We start from the raw sequence: 15409 nt of genomic DNA, 5'->3' as shown, positions 1-15409 counted from the left end.
ATCACTAACCTCTTTTTTTTTCAAGACGGGCGGGAAAGTTTAGAGAGATTTAACTAAATGGGGCGCAGGGCGTAGCCGGATGCCCTCCGGCTACGCCCTGCTTACGTTGTGGCTGAAATGTAATTAGTGTGTTCTCTTTGTGCCTGCGTTTTCGTGGGTTAAGGGAACTGAAAAACTGATCTCTTTGCTTTCGCCCGGTTGCAGCTGGAGTTTTTCGAAGGCGATGAGTTCTCTCACCTGGGCTTTTTTGTTGTCACCGAAGATCAGGATGGTTTCGGCGCCTTCTCTGCTGCCGGTGTTGGTTACGGTGAGGGTTAAGGTGCTGCCTTCGAGCTTTTCATTGTTATGGGAGAAAGTTGTGTAGGAAAGTCCGTGGCCGAAGGGGAACAGTACAGGGATGTTGTGCTTGTCGGTGTACTTGTAGCCGATTTCGTAGCCTTCCTTATAATGTACGGTATCTTTGCGGCCGAAGTCTCCTACGCTGAAAGCGGAGCAGTCCTTGAGATCAAGGTAAAAGGTTTCCGGGAGTTTTCCTGACGGGTTAATGTCTCCGAAGATGGTGCGGGCAAGGGCTCTTCCGCCTTCGCATCCGTTGTAGTAGGACCAGAGAACGGTGTCTGCCTTGTCTATCCAGGAGCTCATGTCTACTGAGCTTCCGCTGATGAGGACGATGACCGCGTCTTTTCTTAGTTCAAGGATGGAATTGATAAGTTCATCCTGTCCGTAGGGAAGCTTCATGTCGGGTTTGTCAAAGCCTTCTCTGTCAAGTACATGGTTGAGACCGCCTACGTAGATGACGCTGTCATAGTTGTTCTCTCTTAATGCTTTGAGTACCTCTTCTCTCTTTTCCTCGGAGACTTTTTTGAGCTGGTCATTGCTCTCCACATCTACTTTTTCGAGACTGTTTTCCTGCCAGTTGATTTCGGTGCTGTCGGGAGCAATGTCTGCGTCGTAGCCTGACAGATAGTCGATCTTTGTGTTTCCGCCCAGGAGTTCCCTGAGACCAAGGAGAGGATTTATTTCATAAAGTGCTTTTATCTCTGCGCTTCCACCGCCGAGGCTGTGCTGCCTTATGGCATTATCACCTACAACGAGGATGCGTCGCTGTTTTTCCGGATCCAGAGGAAGGACGTGGCTTTCGTTTTTGAGGAGCACCAGAGACTCTGCTGCGATCTTTGCTGCGGTTTTATGGTGCTCATCTGTGTTGTAGGAACCTTTTTGTCTCTTTCCGGAAAGCATATGGAGCTTATCCATGAGAAGAAGGAGTCGGAAAACCTTCTTATCTATAACACTCTCGTCTATCTTCTTTTCCTGAACCATCTTTTTGAGAGGCTCGGCGAAGCAGTATTCGTCGAAGTTGTCTGTTACGGACATTTCCAGGTCACAGCCTGCGGTGGCTGCTTTTTCGGTGTCGTGGACCCCGCCCCAATCGGAGATCACAACACCGTCATAGTTCCACTCTTCACGGAGGATTGTGTCAAGAAGGAACTTGTTTTCGCAGCAGTAGTCACCGTAAACACGGTTGTAGGCGCCCATTACGGAGCCGGCGCCGCCTTCGAGCAGGACTCTTCTGAAAACCTCGAGATAAGTGTCTCTGAAGATTTCCTCGTCTATATCGGAGTCCACACCCATTCTTTCGGTTTCCTGGTTGTTTAAAGCGAAATGCTTAACGCAGGCAGCTACATCATTTTCCTGAACACCCTTTACGAACTCGATGGCAAGCTCTGAGGTGAGGTATCCATCTTCGCTGAAGTACTCGAAGTTTCTTCCGCAAAGAGGGCTTCTTTTGAGATTTATTCCCGGAGCAAGGATTACATCTTTTCCTCTGCCACGGGCCTCCGCGCCGAGAACATTACCCTCATCATGAGCAAGGGCCCTGTTGAAGGTGCTGGCGAGTGCACTGTTGCAGGGAAGGTAGGTCACGAGATCATCCTGGTAGTTGAGGGATATCCATTTGCTGTCATAAAACTCTCCTCTTACGCCCATGGGACCGTCGGAGGTGATGAGCGGAGGGACACCAAAACGCTCAACTCCGTCATTGTGAAAGAATCCGCTTCCGTGAAGCATGCCGATCTTTTCGTCCAGAGTCATCTTCTGAACGAGCTCTTCTATCTGTTCTTTAGTCATAGTTTCATCCTTTGCAATATTCAACAATATATTATTAGAAACGGAATCATCCCGGTCATGGGTAAAGCTGATCGGTTTCTGTTTATTGTGTAGTATGTGTTTTTATAAGACGGGATCATCCAAGCCATGTTTGTGGTTAATCATGGACTAAGATGATCCCGAAGAGTTTTTACATTATCCCTTAACGGCACCTGAAGTGATACCGCCTACGATATATTTAGATAAGAAAAGATATATTACGATTACCGGGAAAATGGAGGCAGCTATCATGATATAAACCTGTCCCATATCGAATCTGAGCCAGTCGGCACCTCGTAATTGTGCGATAAGAACCGGAAGTGTCTTTTTGGAATCGGTGTGAAGAATGAGGGCCGGTGTAAAGTAGTTGTTCCAGCTGCCCACAAAACTGAAGATAACCTGAACACTGATTGCCGGCTTCAGGAGAGGCATGATGATGGTGTTGAAGGTTCTGAATTCTCCGGAACCATCGATTCTTGCCGCCTCGACCAGTGACATGGGAAGGTTGCTTGCCATGTACTGTCTGAAATAGAAATAAGTAACCGGTGAAGCTATGGAAGGGATGATGAGCGGGATAATGGTATCATCGAGCTTCATATTATTGATGAGCTGGATGAAGCCAAGGACTGTAACCTGTCCCGGGATCATCATGATGGCCAGTATGAATGCTGCTATGGCATCTCTTCCTTTGAATCTGTAGGTATTGATGGCGTAGGCTGTCATAGCTGAGAAGTATACGCAAAGGACTGAGGAACAAACAGATACTGTAAGGCTGTTTACAAACCCTTTTGCTATAGGTATGGTTCCGTTTACCAGGTTTTCCCAGTTTTCAAAGATATGAGTGCTGGGGAGCATGGTGAAACCACGGGTCATCTCTGCATGTGATCTTGTTGCGTTTATGAGAAGTATGTAAAACCATATGAGGCACAGAAATGTAAAAATGCCAAGTACCACATAGGCTATGGCTCTTCTGGTCCCGACAGGAAGGCCGCTGCTTGCATGAGTTTCCATTATTATCTCCGTTCTGCCGCCCTTTCGTCGACGGCACAGATGATGATTTGTTTTTACTAATCTCAGTTCAGTCCCTTGACCGGCGGAACTGAATGTGGTGAACAGGAATATTCACATTAATCTTTCTTTGCACTGTTTATCCTGAATACCACTAAGCTGAGTATGCCTGTGATGATAAACATATAGACTGAAAGGGCGCCGCCCATTCCGAAATTCTTGCTTGTTAAGTACTGGTTCAGGTTCATGATAACTGTTGTGGTTGAACCTGCCGGTGTACCCTTTCCGTTTGTGAGGATCTGAGGAACATCGTACATCTGAAGTCCGCCGATAAGTGAAGTGATGAGAACATAGATGAAGATCGGACGGAGTATCGGCATGGTGATGCGGAAGAAAATCTGGGAAGCGCTTGCTCCGTCAACTTCTGCCGCTTCGTAAAGGGAACCGTCGATTCCCAGCATGCCTGCAAGTAACAGAATGGTTGTATTACCAAACCACATAAGGAAATTCATAAGCATTATCAGTATTCTGGATGCTGCGATGCTGTTCATGAATTTGAATGGCTCTTTCAGGATGTGGAGACTTATAAGCATTTGGTTTATAGGGCCCGCATCTGCGAAAAGAGCGAAGAATAACATTGAAAATGCTGATGCCATGATAAGGTTTGGCATATAGATGACTGTCTTGAAAAAACTCTGACCTTTAAGCTTAAGGCTTGGGTCTGAGAACCAGTATGCAAGAATGAGAGCCACTGTGATCTGAGGGATAAATCCGCCTATCCACATGATAAGAGTGTTGCCGAGATATTTCCAGATTTCCGGTGATGAGAGAAGGTTTATGTAATTTTCAATTCCTACAAATCTGGGGCCGATCTGTGTCAGACCGGAATAATAGTTCTCAAAGAAACTGTTATAGATGGTTGACGCCAAAGGGATGAAACTGAAGATTACATATACCAGGAAAAACGGTATGAGAAATATATAACCCCAGCGATTGTATCTGGCAGTTGTGCCGGATGCCTTCTTAGCCATGTGGAACCTCCAAAGTGGTCTTGCCTTGGATTGCCTTCCGATTTCCTCCGGAAGGCAATCCGCTGTATAACCATGATTTGAAAAAAGAGATGATGTGTGAGAAAGAATATTTTTCATGATGTTAAAGAACCGGAAATATCAACGGGTAAGATCAGGGTATCTTGTTGTAGCAAGTGTATAGAACTGTTCCATAGCCTTATCTATAGAATCGTAATTACCCTTGATGTAATCGCCCATAGCTGACTGGAAATCCTGAAGGAGTCCCTGATCGTAAGCTGTAAGGTTAGCCATGTCGATCCTGTCAGCCCCTGCACAGAACATCTTGAGAGGGTTCTGACCTCCGAGAACTTCATTGGAATAAGATTCGTCGTTTGCGAGCTCTTCCATGACAGGCTTGTTGTTTACGAAATCGTTGTCCTTGAGAACGATGTCCTTCATGATTTCAGGGTCGCAGGTAATCTTTCTGATGATGTCGGCAACTACGTCTCCATTGTCTGTTCCTGCAGCTGCGCAGATCCATGTTCCGCCCCAGTAGAAGCCCTGAGGACCTTCGATGGCACCCCAGCCGCCTTCGTGAGCGATAGAGCCTTCAACATCCTTTGCCATAGAGAAATCGATGAGCCATGCAGGTCCGAAGTAAGCAAATACTTTTCCTTCGGGATAGAAGCCCTTTGTCCAGTCGTCTGTCCACTGGTCGTAAGTATCACAGTAACCGGCATCAACAAGTGCCTTTGAATCCTCTACCCACTTGATGAGGTTGTCATCAACCTGGATCTTCTTATCTTCCGTAACCCATGGAAGCTTTGAATTGTTCTGATAAATTCTGAAGGTATCGGCCATGGAGGATATTACATGATAACCCTTGTCCTTAAGCTGTGCTGCTGATTCGTTGAATTTGTCCCAGTCAGAGAAATGCTTCTGAACCTCTTCCGGCTCCTGTGTTCCGAATACTTCTTCAGCGGCTTTTCTGTTGTAGATCATGACTCCCGGACATCCCTGCCATGAGCTTCCCTTGATAACGCCCTTTGAATCTGTAACAACGTCCTGAGTGTACTTGTACTGATCCTTCATATCTTCTGCTGTGATGCCAAGGTCTGTAAGAGGAACTGTGAAGTCTGTATCTGTGTACTTTGTTGCGTAATCAGCTTCTACCAGGAAAAGGTCAAGCTTCTCATCCTGTGGAGCCTTGTCCTGGGCAAGAAGTATCTCGTCCAGTCTGTTCTGGTAAGCATTCTCCTGGTTTGGAGTGATATGCCACTTTACTGTTATATCGCCGATCTTTCCTGTGGTTCCGTCAACCTCTTCATATCCCGGATAGTGGTCTATAAGGCGGGATTTGAACTCTTCGTTCCAAGCTGCGATGTTAAGAACCTTTCCGGCACCCTCTGTAGCTGCTGCCGTTGTTGCCTCGGGAGTGCTTCCGCCTCCGCATCCTGTAAGTACATTTGCTGCCACTGTGGCTGAAAGTAATAATCCTAGCATTGATCTTCTCATAACTGATTGCCTCCATTGTTTTTTATTATGTATAGTGTTTGATCTATCGGCTCTTGCCGGTAGTTTGTTATAACTTTGAAACCGATCCTCCCTTATCCAGCTTCCCTTCAACAAGCAGATGCTCGATGAGAGTGCCTTTCGGGTTGTTTATAAGCGCTATAAGCTTTTCTGCCGCAAGGGAACCCAGCTTTTTAGTATCCTGTACAACTGTGGTAAGTCTTGGGCTTATCCTTCTCGCAAGCTCGATCCCGTCGTAACCTGCTATGGAAATATCCTCGGGAATCCTAAGCCCCCTCTCTCTTACTGCATTTATACAGCCAAAGCAGGAAAAGTCATCGGGACAGATGATGCAGGTGGGCGGGTTTTCCAGATCCAGCAGCTTCTTTGCTGCCTCATAGGTTCTGTCGGTATCTCTGTAGGGCGCTGTGATCATGTATTCGTCAGGTACCGAAACATTAAGCTCCTGCATGGTGTTATAGAAGCAGGCGAGTCTTCCTTGTGTTACGGAAGTGTTTTCGTAGGCATGTATATATGCGATCCTTCTGTGACCCTGGTCATATATATAATGGAGCATTTCCCGCATGCCCTTTATGTTGTCGGATTGAACGGACATACAGTTGTCAAACATGTGATCGATGGTCACCACCGGTATGCTGCTGCTCACAAGCTCATAAACCTGGGGGTCGTAGAAGTCCACGCAGGCGATGACAACTCCGTCAAAGCCTCTGTATAAGGCATGTGAAAGATAAGTGCTGTTGTCATTCCGTTTCCCTGAGTTTATAAAGGTGATGTCGTAGCCATTGGCCTCAGCGGTTGTTTTGAAGCTGTCCAGAACATGGGAGAAATAATCATGGGTAAGACCGCTGTGGGCTTCGTCCACGAACAATACTCCGATGTTGTAGGTTTTGTTGGTCTTTAATGCCTGGGCGGCAGCGTTTGGCCTGTAACCAAGCTCTTCCGCAACCTTCCGGATGTGCTCCTTAGTCTCCTCGCCTATGTCGCGATGGTTGTTCAGGGCTTTTGACACCGTTGCTATCGATACGCCGCAGGTGTTGGAAATGTCTTTTAAAGATACTGTTCTTTTAGCCATGTTGTTTTCCAATCGTTTAACTTAATCGTTTTCGTAATGCCAATATACATCAATATGTCGATGAATGCAATACCATTTTTAATTTTTTTGTGAATCATTCACAGCAATACTGGTTTATGTGGCGGCATCTCGTCAAAAAATGCGATCATACCAAGAACCGGAGCAAGGTTTTTTCTGATTTTAGAGGAATATCAAGTAAACGTTTTCTGATAAATTTTGAAATTTTCTATTGATAAATATCGATATCGACTATATAATCCGACTATATCCAACTTAAACGATTAAGTATTAAACGGAGGCATTATATGAAATACGGTTACTTTGATGACGCTGCCCGTGAGTACGTTATCACCACTCCGAAGACACCATTGCCCTGGATAAACTATCTTGGCAATAAGGAATTCTTTTCATTGATCTCTAACACCTGCGGAGGCTACTCCTTCTATAAGGACGCTAAGCTTCTCCGCCTTACAAGGTATAGATACAACAATGTCCCTTATGACAATAACGGTAAGTATTTCTATGTAAAGGACAGAAACCGGAATACTGTCTGGAACCCGGGCTGGCAGCCTGTAAAGACTGAGCTTGACAGCTATGAGTGCCGTCACGGTCTTGGATACAGCAGATTTACATCATTAAAGGACGGAATTGAAGCAGAGCTTCTTAGCTTTGTTCCAATGGAGGATAATTGTGAGATTTCAAGTATAACTCTTACAAACAAGGGTGATACTTCGGCAGAACTGTCACTCTTCTCTTATGTAGAGTGGTGTCTCTGGAATGCAGATGATGATATGAAGAACTTCCAAAGAAACTTAAGCACCGGTGAGGTTGAGGTTTCCGGTGAAGGCTCAGTCATATTTCACAAGACAGAGTACAGGGAAAGAAGAAATCATTATGCCATTCTCGGAGTGAACAGTAAGGTAAACGGCTTTGATACAAGCCGTGACGCATTCCTGGGAGCCTATAACGGACCCGATCACCCGGATGCTGTCGTTAACGGGAAATGCACAGGCTCTATGGCCAGTGGCTGGTCTCCCATCGCTTCACAGCAGATAGATCTGAGTCTTGCGCCGGGTGAATCAAGGACCTTTATATTTACTCTGGGATACATAGAGAATGAAGAAAATGATAAGTGGGAAGCACCGTCTGTTATAAACAAAAAGAAAGCCTTCGAGATGCTTTCGAGATATGACAGCGAGGACAAGGTTGAAAAGGCTTTTGAAGAGCTTCGTGCATACTGGAATGAGCTTCTGGGAATCTATCATGTTTCTTCCGAAAACGAAAAGGTTGACCGCATGGTTAACATCTGGAATCAGTATCAGTGCATGGTTACTTTCAACATGTCCCGTTCTGCTTCCTACTATGAGTCAGGTATCGGAAGAGGCATGGGCTTCAGAGATTCCTGCCAGGATCTTCTGGGCTTTGTGCATCTCATTCCGGACCGAGCAAGACAGCGTATCATAGACATTGCTTCCACACAGTTCCCGGACGGCAGTGCATACCATCAGTATCAGCCGCTGACCAAGAAGGGGAATTCAGACATTGGTTCGGGCTTCAATGATGATCCTTTGTGGTTGATTGCAGGAACAAGTGCATATGTAAGAGAGACGGGTGACCTTTCGATTCTCAGTGAGTCTGTGCCTTTTGATAATGATATGACCACAGCACAGTCACTTATGAATCACCTTCAGCGTTCCTTCAACTTTACCGCAACTCATAAGGGACCTCACGGTCTTCCGCTCATCGGACGTGCTGACTGGAATGACTGCCTGAACCTTAACTGTTTTTCCGAGCATCCCGGGGAATCATTCCAGACCTTCGGACCATCAGAAGGACCGGTTGCGGAATCAGTATTTATAGCCGGAATGTTCGTGAAGTATGGAGAGGAATATGCCCAGCTTGCAGAGCTCCTTCATGATAATGCTGAGGCCGAAAGAGCCCGCGCTGAAGTTAAAAAGGTTTATGATGCGGTTCTCGAATATGGATGGGACGGCGACTGGTTCCTGAGAGCATACGATGCGGAATCAAAGAAGGTTGGTTCAAAAGAATGTGAAGAGGGTCAGATATACATCGAGCCTCAGGGCTTCTGCACTCTCGCAGGCATCGGTGTTAAGGAAGGACTTGCGGAAAAAGCATTGAAGAGCGTTGAAGAAAAGCTGGATACAAAGTATGGTGTAATGATCCTTCAGCCTGCATATACAAAGTATCATCTTGAACTTGGTGAGGTAAGCTCATACCCGCCCGGATACAAGGAGAACGGCGGTATCTTCTGCCACAATAACCCATGGGTTTCCATAGCGGAAACGGTTCTCGGTCACGGTGACAGAGCATTTGACATTTACAAAAAGACCTGCCCTGCTTTCATAGAGGACATAAGTGAAGTTCACTGTACAGAACCTTATGTTTATTCCCAGATGGTGGCCGGAAGGGATGCGAAGTTCTTCGGTCAGGGCAAGAACAGCTGGCTTACGGGAACTGCGGCCTGGACCTTTGTAAATGTTTCCCAGTATATTCTGGGCGTTTATCCTACACATAAGGGGCTTTCTATTGATCCGTGTGTACCGGAGGATTTCGGAGATTTCACCCTTACGAGAAAGTTCCGCGGCGGGGTTTACAGAATCAATGTTCACACCAACGGTTCCCAAAAGGGAGTTAAGAAGCTTACCGTAAACGGTGTGGTTTGTGAGGGTAATGTTATCCCGTTTGATGCAGCGGTTAAGGAATACGATGTTGTAGTTGAGATGTAAAACTATTATCAGAATTTAACCAAAGGATTTCACAGGGGGTGTTTCTTTTCGCAGAGAATCGTCCTCGGTGAAACGTAGAAAACTTTCTCCGGTGGTTTAACAGAAAAAGGTCCGGGGCTTTATGCCCCGAACCTTTTTTATGTAGGATTAAATATGGAAGCTTAATACTCCGGCTCGATGAGTCCGTAGCTGTTTCCTTTTCTCTTATAAACAACTGCCACATTTCCGGTATCGCCGTTCTGGAATACGAAGAATGCATGTCCTACAAGTTCCATCTGGAGACAAGCCTCTTCAGGAGTCATAGGCTTGAGATCAAAGTGCTTTGTACGAACGATATTGATCTCTTCTTCATTTGTATCATCAGGCTCCTCGTTGAAAGCATCCGAGAAATCGGCTGCAGCCTGATGTCTGTTGAGAAGTTTGGTGCGATACTTGCGGATCTGACGCTCGATGATGTCTACAACCAGATCCAATGACTGGAATTTATCTGAGGTGGTTTCCTCTGCGCGGATCACCCCGTCTTTAACAGGGATGGTTACCTCTACCTTGTACATATTCTTCTCAGTAGAGAGAGTGACATTGCAGATGGTGTCCTCCTTAAAGAACTTGGACAACTTTCCGAGCTTTCTGTCGATCTGGTCTTTCATGCCATCTGATACGTTAATGTTTCTGCCCGTGATATTAAACTTCATGGAATCACGCTCCCTTATATAGATTTCTCAAATATCTTTTGAGATACCTAGATTATACCACCGATAAAAATATAATTCCAATTTTATTACACTCAAAAAATGAATTTTTTATTAATGTGGTGGCGGATGACAGAAAAAAGTCCCAAATCAATGCCTCTGCAATGATTTGGGACTTGATATTACAGTATTTACAGGGTTTTAGTTGTTGATGAATCTTCCGTAAGCGTATGGCTCCCTGTAGTCGTATCTTCCGGTACAGATTCCGGTTCTTGTGTTTGCGGCATGGATGATAACTCCGTCGCCGGCATAGATTGCAACGTGATTTACATAATCGCCTGATGCGTAGAATATCAGGTCTCCCGGCTGCAGTTCCTCAAAGGTTATGGACTGGGCATTTTCAATCTGATCTCTTGAGGATCTTCCGGTTTTGATGCCAAAATACTTGAAGATCTGCTGAACAAATCCGGAACAATCGGCACCGTCTGTAAGTGAAGTTCCTCCGTATACGTACGGATTTCCAAGGAACTGTTTTGCGTAGTTGATAAGTGCCTGGCGGCTTGCTGTTGTGGCAATGGTAGGAACAGCGGTGCCTGCATTAACAACTTTGTTCACAGCGGAAACTATAGAAGTTGTCTCCGATGAAGGTGCATTGTTTACGGCTATTGTGTCATCAGAACCTGAAGTTGTTGAGTTGCCTGACTGCCCTGTTATGTTTGATACAAAACTGGTAAAGTCATCAGCCATATTGGATACCTTTGTCTTGAAGGCACTAAAATCGTCAACATCGTCTGCTATTTCCAGAAGCTTATCTTCGGAACCGGATACAGAGGATGTCTCTGTGATTGTTTCTTTCGCGCCGGAGTCCTTTGCCACTGCATAGTTCTCGGTTACTACATTGGAAGTGGTCTCATCAATGCTTGTAATGTTATATTCCGGAATCATGGAACCATCTGTAATAGCTGCCAGATCCTCATCGGAAGTGATGCCAAGTTCTGCATCATCAACAGGACCGTCTCCTATTTCCAGAAGAACTTCCCCGGAGGAATCGGATGAAGAGGTTGAGGATGATTTTGATTCTTTTGTCTTTGATGAGGAAGCCTTGGATTCTGTTGTTTTGGCAGTTGATGTTGTAGAAGATGCCTCAACTATCGCTGTCACAGATGAAGACTTTTCAGCCTCTTCGGCATAGGATACCATGCCGGGGGTCAGGCTGCCTATGGTTATGGTCAGAGCTGTATATAAAGCTATATGTTTGTATGTGATGTTTTTCAAAATGATCTCCCAGGTGTTCCGTACAAAAGGAACTGTAAATTGATATATTGATTTATTCAGCCGCTTAGCGACTGTGATAGTGCAGATTTCGGAAAATGATTAAAATACAAAACAGCAGGTGTGATATTCTCTGATGTTTTAATCACATCATTATGGTATCACACCTGCTGTTGAAGAATCTTTTTAAATGTTTTACGTTTTACTTACTGTGTAAAATTATTCTAAAAAGAATGGACAAACCCTTATATTTACTGATTAATGCTTATGAATAAAAACTGTCGATTCCGTCTGCGATTCCCTTTGCAAGAACAGCAACCGTAGAATCACTGTAATCAGAGACTCTGTCACCAAGTTCCAGGTCGATGGACGGGATCTTTGAGTAGCTGGTCTGAGTGAGATCCATCTGCATTGCACCGTCGCTGAAAATCTTTACACCATTTGCGGAAAGACCGTTGATGACATTTGAACCCAGACGGTCACTCTCCTGCCAGATTTCGGAAACGGGATACATGCCCTTGATGCCGTCAGCTACACTCATGAAGAAAGCACCTTTGTCTTTTTCGGTTGAGTCGTAGTGGATGGCGATATGGCAGTCAGCACGGTTGTTTGCCATGACTGTACGGGCAATGTTGTCGAGCTGTACATCTTCGCTCTCGCGGATCATGAGAACGTTGTAGCCTCTTTCGAGAAGGACGTCTTTCAAAGCTTTGGCAACCTTGAGGTTTACATAAGCCTCTGAGGTTCCGTCTTTCATGGTGGTTCCGGAAGAAACTGCGGTTGCGTGGGTATTGCCGGCTGCAGTGCTGCCGCCTGTAACCTTCTTTGTACCGTCGGGATGGCAAAGTGTCTTTACGCTCTCGCCGCCGCTTGTGCCGTGACCGGCATTTACGCATACGGTTATGCCTTTCTTGTTGCTGCCTGTTGCATAGTAAAGAGTTGCGGTGCCGGAATTGATCATTGAATTTTGGCCGAACTCCCAATCCGGATTGAATGCTACAGCTTCAGAGGTTTTCTTTTCAACCACTTCGGTGGTAGTAAATTCAGAACTGATGAATGCGGTCTGGCCGTTATACTCGATTCTGCTCCATTTCTGATCACTGTATCCTGTACGGTGGAAGCTGTCTCCGGTGTTGGCTTTACCAAGTACCTCGCCTGTTTCTGTCTGTGGTAATGAGCGAATGTTTACATTATCTGTCGTAATATAAACTTTTTCATCACGGTCTTCAAAGTTTATGGGAGCAGCTGTTTCTGCTGCTGTGGTTTCGAGAACGGAAGCAGCCTGTGTTTCGGTGGCTGCTGCAGCCTGTGTGTCAGAGTTGGCAGCCGGAACTGTAGGACCGACGTTGCTTGCAACAGTTGCAGATTCGTTGGGGAGAACATTGTTCTCTGTATCTGCGAGAGTTCCCTCTTCTACGGAAACTGCGGCTGAAGTCTCGGAGAACTCTGCTTTATAAGACTTCTTGCAGCCGCTAAGGGAAAAAGCAAGTGCTGTGCAGGCGGTTGCGGATAAAATCAATGTTTTTTTGAAATTTTTTTTCATACTTGACCTCACTCTGCCATCCGGAAATGATGGCGTATATATATCAACGGTATTTGAATCTTTTGGAAAACAAATATTCACAATGTGAAGTTATACTCTTTAAAGATTACTTCGGCAAGTGATAAAGCCTTAAAGTTTCATAAAGATTACAAAACAGGTAACAGTTCAGCCTGTGGAACATGGTGTGTGAATGAGGAGTAGTTTTTCAAGTTCTGCTGCTTCATGACCCAAGACACTAAAATCCGGAAATGAGTCAATGCCAAGTCCGGTTCTACATGACCCATATCACCAAAACACTAGATATGAGTCAATGATAAGTCCGATTCTACATGACCCATATCACCAAAACACCAGATATGAGTCAATGCTAAGTCCGGTTCTACATGACCCATATCACCAAAACACCAGATATGAGTCAATGCCAAGTCCGATTCTACATGACCCATATCACCAAAACACCGAATATGAGTCAATGCCAAATCCGATTCTACATGACTCATATCCCCGTAAAGCAGATTATGAGTCAAGCAAAAGCCTGGTCCACCGGCTGAACTGTTACAAATGAAGGGTTCAAATCCAACCACCGTCAAACTGTATAACCTGAGCAGTGAGATACCGTGGTGCCTGAGCGAGAAGGTAAATGAACTCTCCCACTTCCTCCGGTGTCGCCATGCGACCATAAGGGATTTCATCTTCCACTGCAGCTCTGTCTTCCGGAGACATCCAACCGTTCATGTCTGTGTCGACGCAGCCGATGGCCACAGCATTAACCGGAATATGATTTGGTGCCAGCTCCTTGCCGAGCGCCCTGGTGAAGGCATTGACAGCCCCTTTAGTCAGGCTGTAAACCGATTCCATGGAGGCCCCTGAGACTCCCCAGACTGAGGAAACATTCAGGATGCGGCCGCACCCGGTTTTCAGCATGTAAGGAATCACTGAGCGGGTGAGCTTGAACATATCGGAGACATTGGAACTAAGCATGTTACTGAACTCATCGTCGGTAACATCCTGACAGAGATTGAAGGTGGAAATGCCGGCGTTGTTCACAAGCAGGATTTCGTTAGTGTTTTCGGATTGATTTGAATCATTGCCTGAGGTAACTTCGTCAAGGCTGTTTGCGATATCATCTTCCGTAAGAACCGGCATGGCGGAATCAAGATCAATCTTTAGTGCCGATTTCAAAACTTCATTCGTGATGGCACCGTGAACGGTTTTGACTTCAGTGCAGATTCTTAACTTCTCCGCCACTTCCTCCAGAAGATCAAAATTTGAACGGCAGTTTATGATGAGCCTGTAGCCCTTTTGTGCCAATATTTCTGCCGTAGCCTTCCCCACTCCCCGGGAAGCGCCGGTTACGATAGCTGTTTTCATAATTTGATATCTCCTGTGGTTTGACGCTGTATTGACTAAGATATACAGCGATGTTAATATATTAATTGAAAAGAAGTGCTACCGATAGACGGTTAGCCCTAAGCTTTATTTAACAAAAATAACCGTTCAGTTGGGACTGGTGGTTATTTTTTGTTATCTCATAAACGAGACCAATGATCGCAAATATCAGAATTCCAAGTTGGAATAAATCTCCGTATGTAACCATGGAGCCCTCCTTTCCGGAGGGTCTTACAAATCCCTCCAAATAGAGGGCTAACCGCCTACCGTAGTTACTGGTAGCACTGCTTGGATTTTAACAAACATATATTCGTGTGTCAATGATTGATGACTGATGATAAAACGTAAAGATAATGAAGGCGCCGATGTGGTTTTAAGCCACATCGGCGCTGTTTTTAAAAGCTATAATTTATATGGTTTGTCATGTCCATTGGTTATTCTGCTCGTTCTTTTTTCTCAAAAAAGTCAACACAACTCCGGCAACAAGAAGAATTGATCCCAAGATCAAAATATAATAACCAGAACCTTTGTGTATAAAACCAGAGTAAATATCAGCTTCCGCTAAAATGTTCGATGTATGTGTTACTTCAAAAATATTAAGCGCTACGCCCAAACCGGCTAATACATAGAAAACTATATACTTATGTAAATGCAAAACAATTAGTATAGCGGCAGAGATTACAATAAAAAACCAACCATCTCCTCCGTTTATAAGAGTTTGTGACTGTTCATACCCAAAAACACTTGCAGAAACATATGGTAAAAAGCATGATAATATCCAAGATAACGCTCCTGCAATAGATAAAATAGTATCCACATGTTTTAAATCCAGTCCACTTGAAGCGGAATTTTTTAGTGAACTTTGATTATTCGGATTTTGCCATTCATTCATTCCGGAAGAACCACTTATGGGACTTCCACAATCTGGACAGAACATAGCACCATCATTAACCTTCTTACCACATTTAGGACAAAACATTTTTTCCTCCTTTTCCTTAGGG

General features: G+C 45.0%; 11 protein-coding genes. 1 reads left to right on the top strand and 10 read right to left on the bottom strand.

Annotated elements, in window-relative coordinates:
• Positions 1 to 123: 123 nt before the first annotated feature.
• The 5 genes from BLV86_RS04610 to BLV86_RS04590 all read right to left on the bottom strand — a co-directional run bounded on the left by BLV86_RS04610 (position 124) and on the right by BLV86_RS04590 (position 6768).
• Complete coding sequence (locus BLV86_RS04610) at positions 124 to 2127, bottom strand: glycoside hydrolase family 3 protein (RefSeq protein WP_090815292.1); 2004 nt, start codon at positions 2125 to 2127, stop codon at positions 124 to 126.
• Positions 2128 to 2301: 174 nt separating this feature from the next.
• Positions 2302 to 3156: a carbohydrate ABC transporter permease gene (locus BLV86_RS04605; RefSeq protein ID WP_031550602.1), complete on the bottom strand. Its 855-nt coding sequence runs from the start codon at positions 3154 to 3156 to the stop codon at positions 2302 to 2304.
• 116 nt (positions 3157 to 3272) lie between these two features.
• Complete coding sequence (locus tag BLV86_RS04600) at positions 3273 to 4184, bottom strand: carbohydrate ABC transporter permease (RefSeq protein WP_090815291.1); 912 nt, start codon at positions 4182 to 4184, stop codon at positions 3273 to 3275.
• Positions 4185 to 4322: 138 nt separating this feature from the next.
• The gene (locus BLV86_RS04595) at positions 4323 to 5678 is read right to left on the bottom strand and encodes a type 2 periplasmic-binding domain-containing protein (RefSeq protein WP_090815290.1); all 1356 of its coding nucleotides are present in this window, start codon (positions 5676 to 5678) and stop codon (positions 4323 to 4325) included.
• Between the two features lie 67 nt (positions 5679 to 5745).
• A complete protein-coding gene (locus BLV86_RS04590) occupies positions 5746 to 6768 on the bottom strand; it encodes a LacI family DNA-binding transcriptional regulator (protein ID WP_031550607.1) in 1023 nt (340 codons plus the stop codon).
• 305 nt (positions 6769 to 7073) lie between these two features.
• On the opposite strand from BLV86_RS04590, the gene BLV86_RS04585 reads away from it, so the two are divergent.
• Positions 7074 to 9515 (top strand): glycoside hydrolase family 94 protein, encoded by a 2442-nt coding sequence (locus BLV86_RS04585; RefSeq protein ID WP_090815289.1) that lies wholly within the window; start codon positions 7074 to 7076, stop codon positions 9513 to 9515.
• 161 nt (positions 9516 to 9676) lie between these two features.
• On the opposite strand, the gene hpf is transcribed toward BLV86_RS04585, so the two are convergent.
• The 5 genes from hpf to BLV86_RS04560 all read right to left on the bottom strand — a co-directional run bounded on the left by hpf (position 9677) and on the right by BLV86_RS04560 (position 15387).
• Positions 9677 to 10207 carry a ribosome hibernation-promoting factor, HPF/YfiA family gene (gene hpf, locus BLV86_RS04580; RefSeq protein ID WP_031550612.1) on the bottom strand — a complete coding sequence of 177 codons (531 nt, stop codon included), beginning with the start codon at positions 10205 to 10207 and terminating at the stop codon, positions 9677 to 9679.
• A gap of 198 nt (positions 10208 to 10405) precedes the next feature.
• Positions 10406 to 11479, bottom strand: coding sequence for a C40 family peptidase (locus BLV86_RS04575; protein ID WP_242873236.1), 1074 nt, complete (start codon positions 11477 to 11479; stop codon positions 10406 to 10408).
• Positions 11480 to 11741: 262 nt separating this feature from the next.
• A complete protein-coding gene (locus tag BLV86_RS04570; RefSeq protein ID WP_090815288.1) occupies positions 11742 to 13019 on the bottom strand; it encodes an N-acetylmuramoyl-L-alanine amidase family protein in 1278 nt (425 codons plus the stop codon).
• Between the two features lie 570 nt (positions 13020 to 13589).
• Entirely contained in the window at positions 13590 to 14390 is an 801-nt protein-coding gene (locus BLV86_RS04565) for an SDR family NAD(P)-dependent oxidoreductase (RefSeq protein ID WP_090815287.1), read from the bottom strand.
• Between the two features lie 439 nt (positions 14391 to 14829).
• Positions 14830 to 15387, bottom strand: a complete 558-nt coding sequence (locus tag BLV86_RS04560; RefSeq protein WP_090815286.1) for a zinc ribbon domain-containing protein — start codon at positions 15385 to 15387, stop codon at positions 14830 to 14832.
• Positions 15388 to 15409 lie beyond the last annotated feature (22 nt).

This window comes from Oribacterium sp. KHPX15 (assembly GCF_900107835.1).
Taxonomy (GTDB): Bacteria; Bacillota; Clostridia; order Lachnospirales; family Lachnospiraceae; genus Oribacterium.
The sequence above is the reverse complement of the archived record's forward strand: the minus strand, read 5'-3'. Positions and strand labels throughout refer to the sequence as shown.

Excerpts from the sequence above, each read along its gene's own strand:
- BLV86_RS04610 (WP_090815292.1), bottom strand. The coding sequence starts at position 2,127 with ATGACTAAAGAACAGATAGAAGAGCTCGTTCAGAAGATGACTCTGGAC.
- BLV86_RS04605 (WP_031550602.1), bottom strand. The coding sequence starts at position 3,156 with ATGGAAACTCATGCAAGCAGCGGCCTTCCTGTCGGGACCAGAAGAGCC.
- BLV86_RS04600 (WP_090815291.1), bottom strand. The coding sequence starts at position 4,184 with ATGGCTAAGAAGGCATCCGGCACAACTGCCAGATACAATCGCTGGGGT.
- BLV86_RS04595 (WP_090815290.1), bottom strand. The coding sequence starts at position 5,678 with ATGAGAAGATCAATGCTAGGATTATTACTTTCAGCCACAGTGGCAGCA.
- BLV86_RS04590 (WP_031550607.1), bottom strand. The coding sequence starts at position 6,768 with ATGGCTAAAAGAACAGTATCTTTAAAAGACATTTCCAACACCTGCGGC.
- BLV86_RS04585 (WP_090815289.1), top strand. The coding sequence starts at position 7,074 with ATGAAATACGGTTACTTTGATGACGCTGCCCGTGAGTACGTTATCACC.
- hpf (WP_031550612.1), bottom strand. The coding sequence starts at position 10,207 with ATGAAGTTTAATATCACGGGCAGAAACATTAACGTATCAGATGGCATG.
- BLV86_RS04570 (WP_090815288.1), bottom strand. The coding sequence starts at position 13,019 with ATGAAAAAAAATTTCAAAAAAACATTGATTTTATCCGCAACCGCCTGC.
- BLV86_RS04565 (WP_090815287.1), bottom strand. The coding sequence starts at position 14,390 with ATGAAAACAGCTATCGTAACCGGCGCTTCCCGGGGAGTGGGGAAGGCT.
- BLV86_RS04560 (WP_090815286.1), bottom strand. The coding sequence starts at position 15,387 with ATGTTTTGTCCTAAATGTGGTAAGAAGGTTAATGATGGTGCTATGTTC.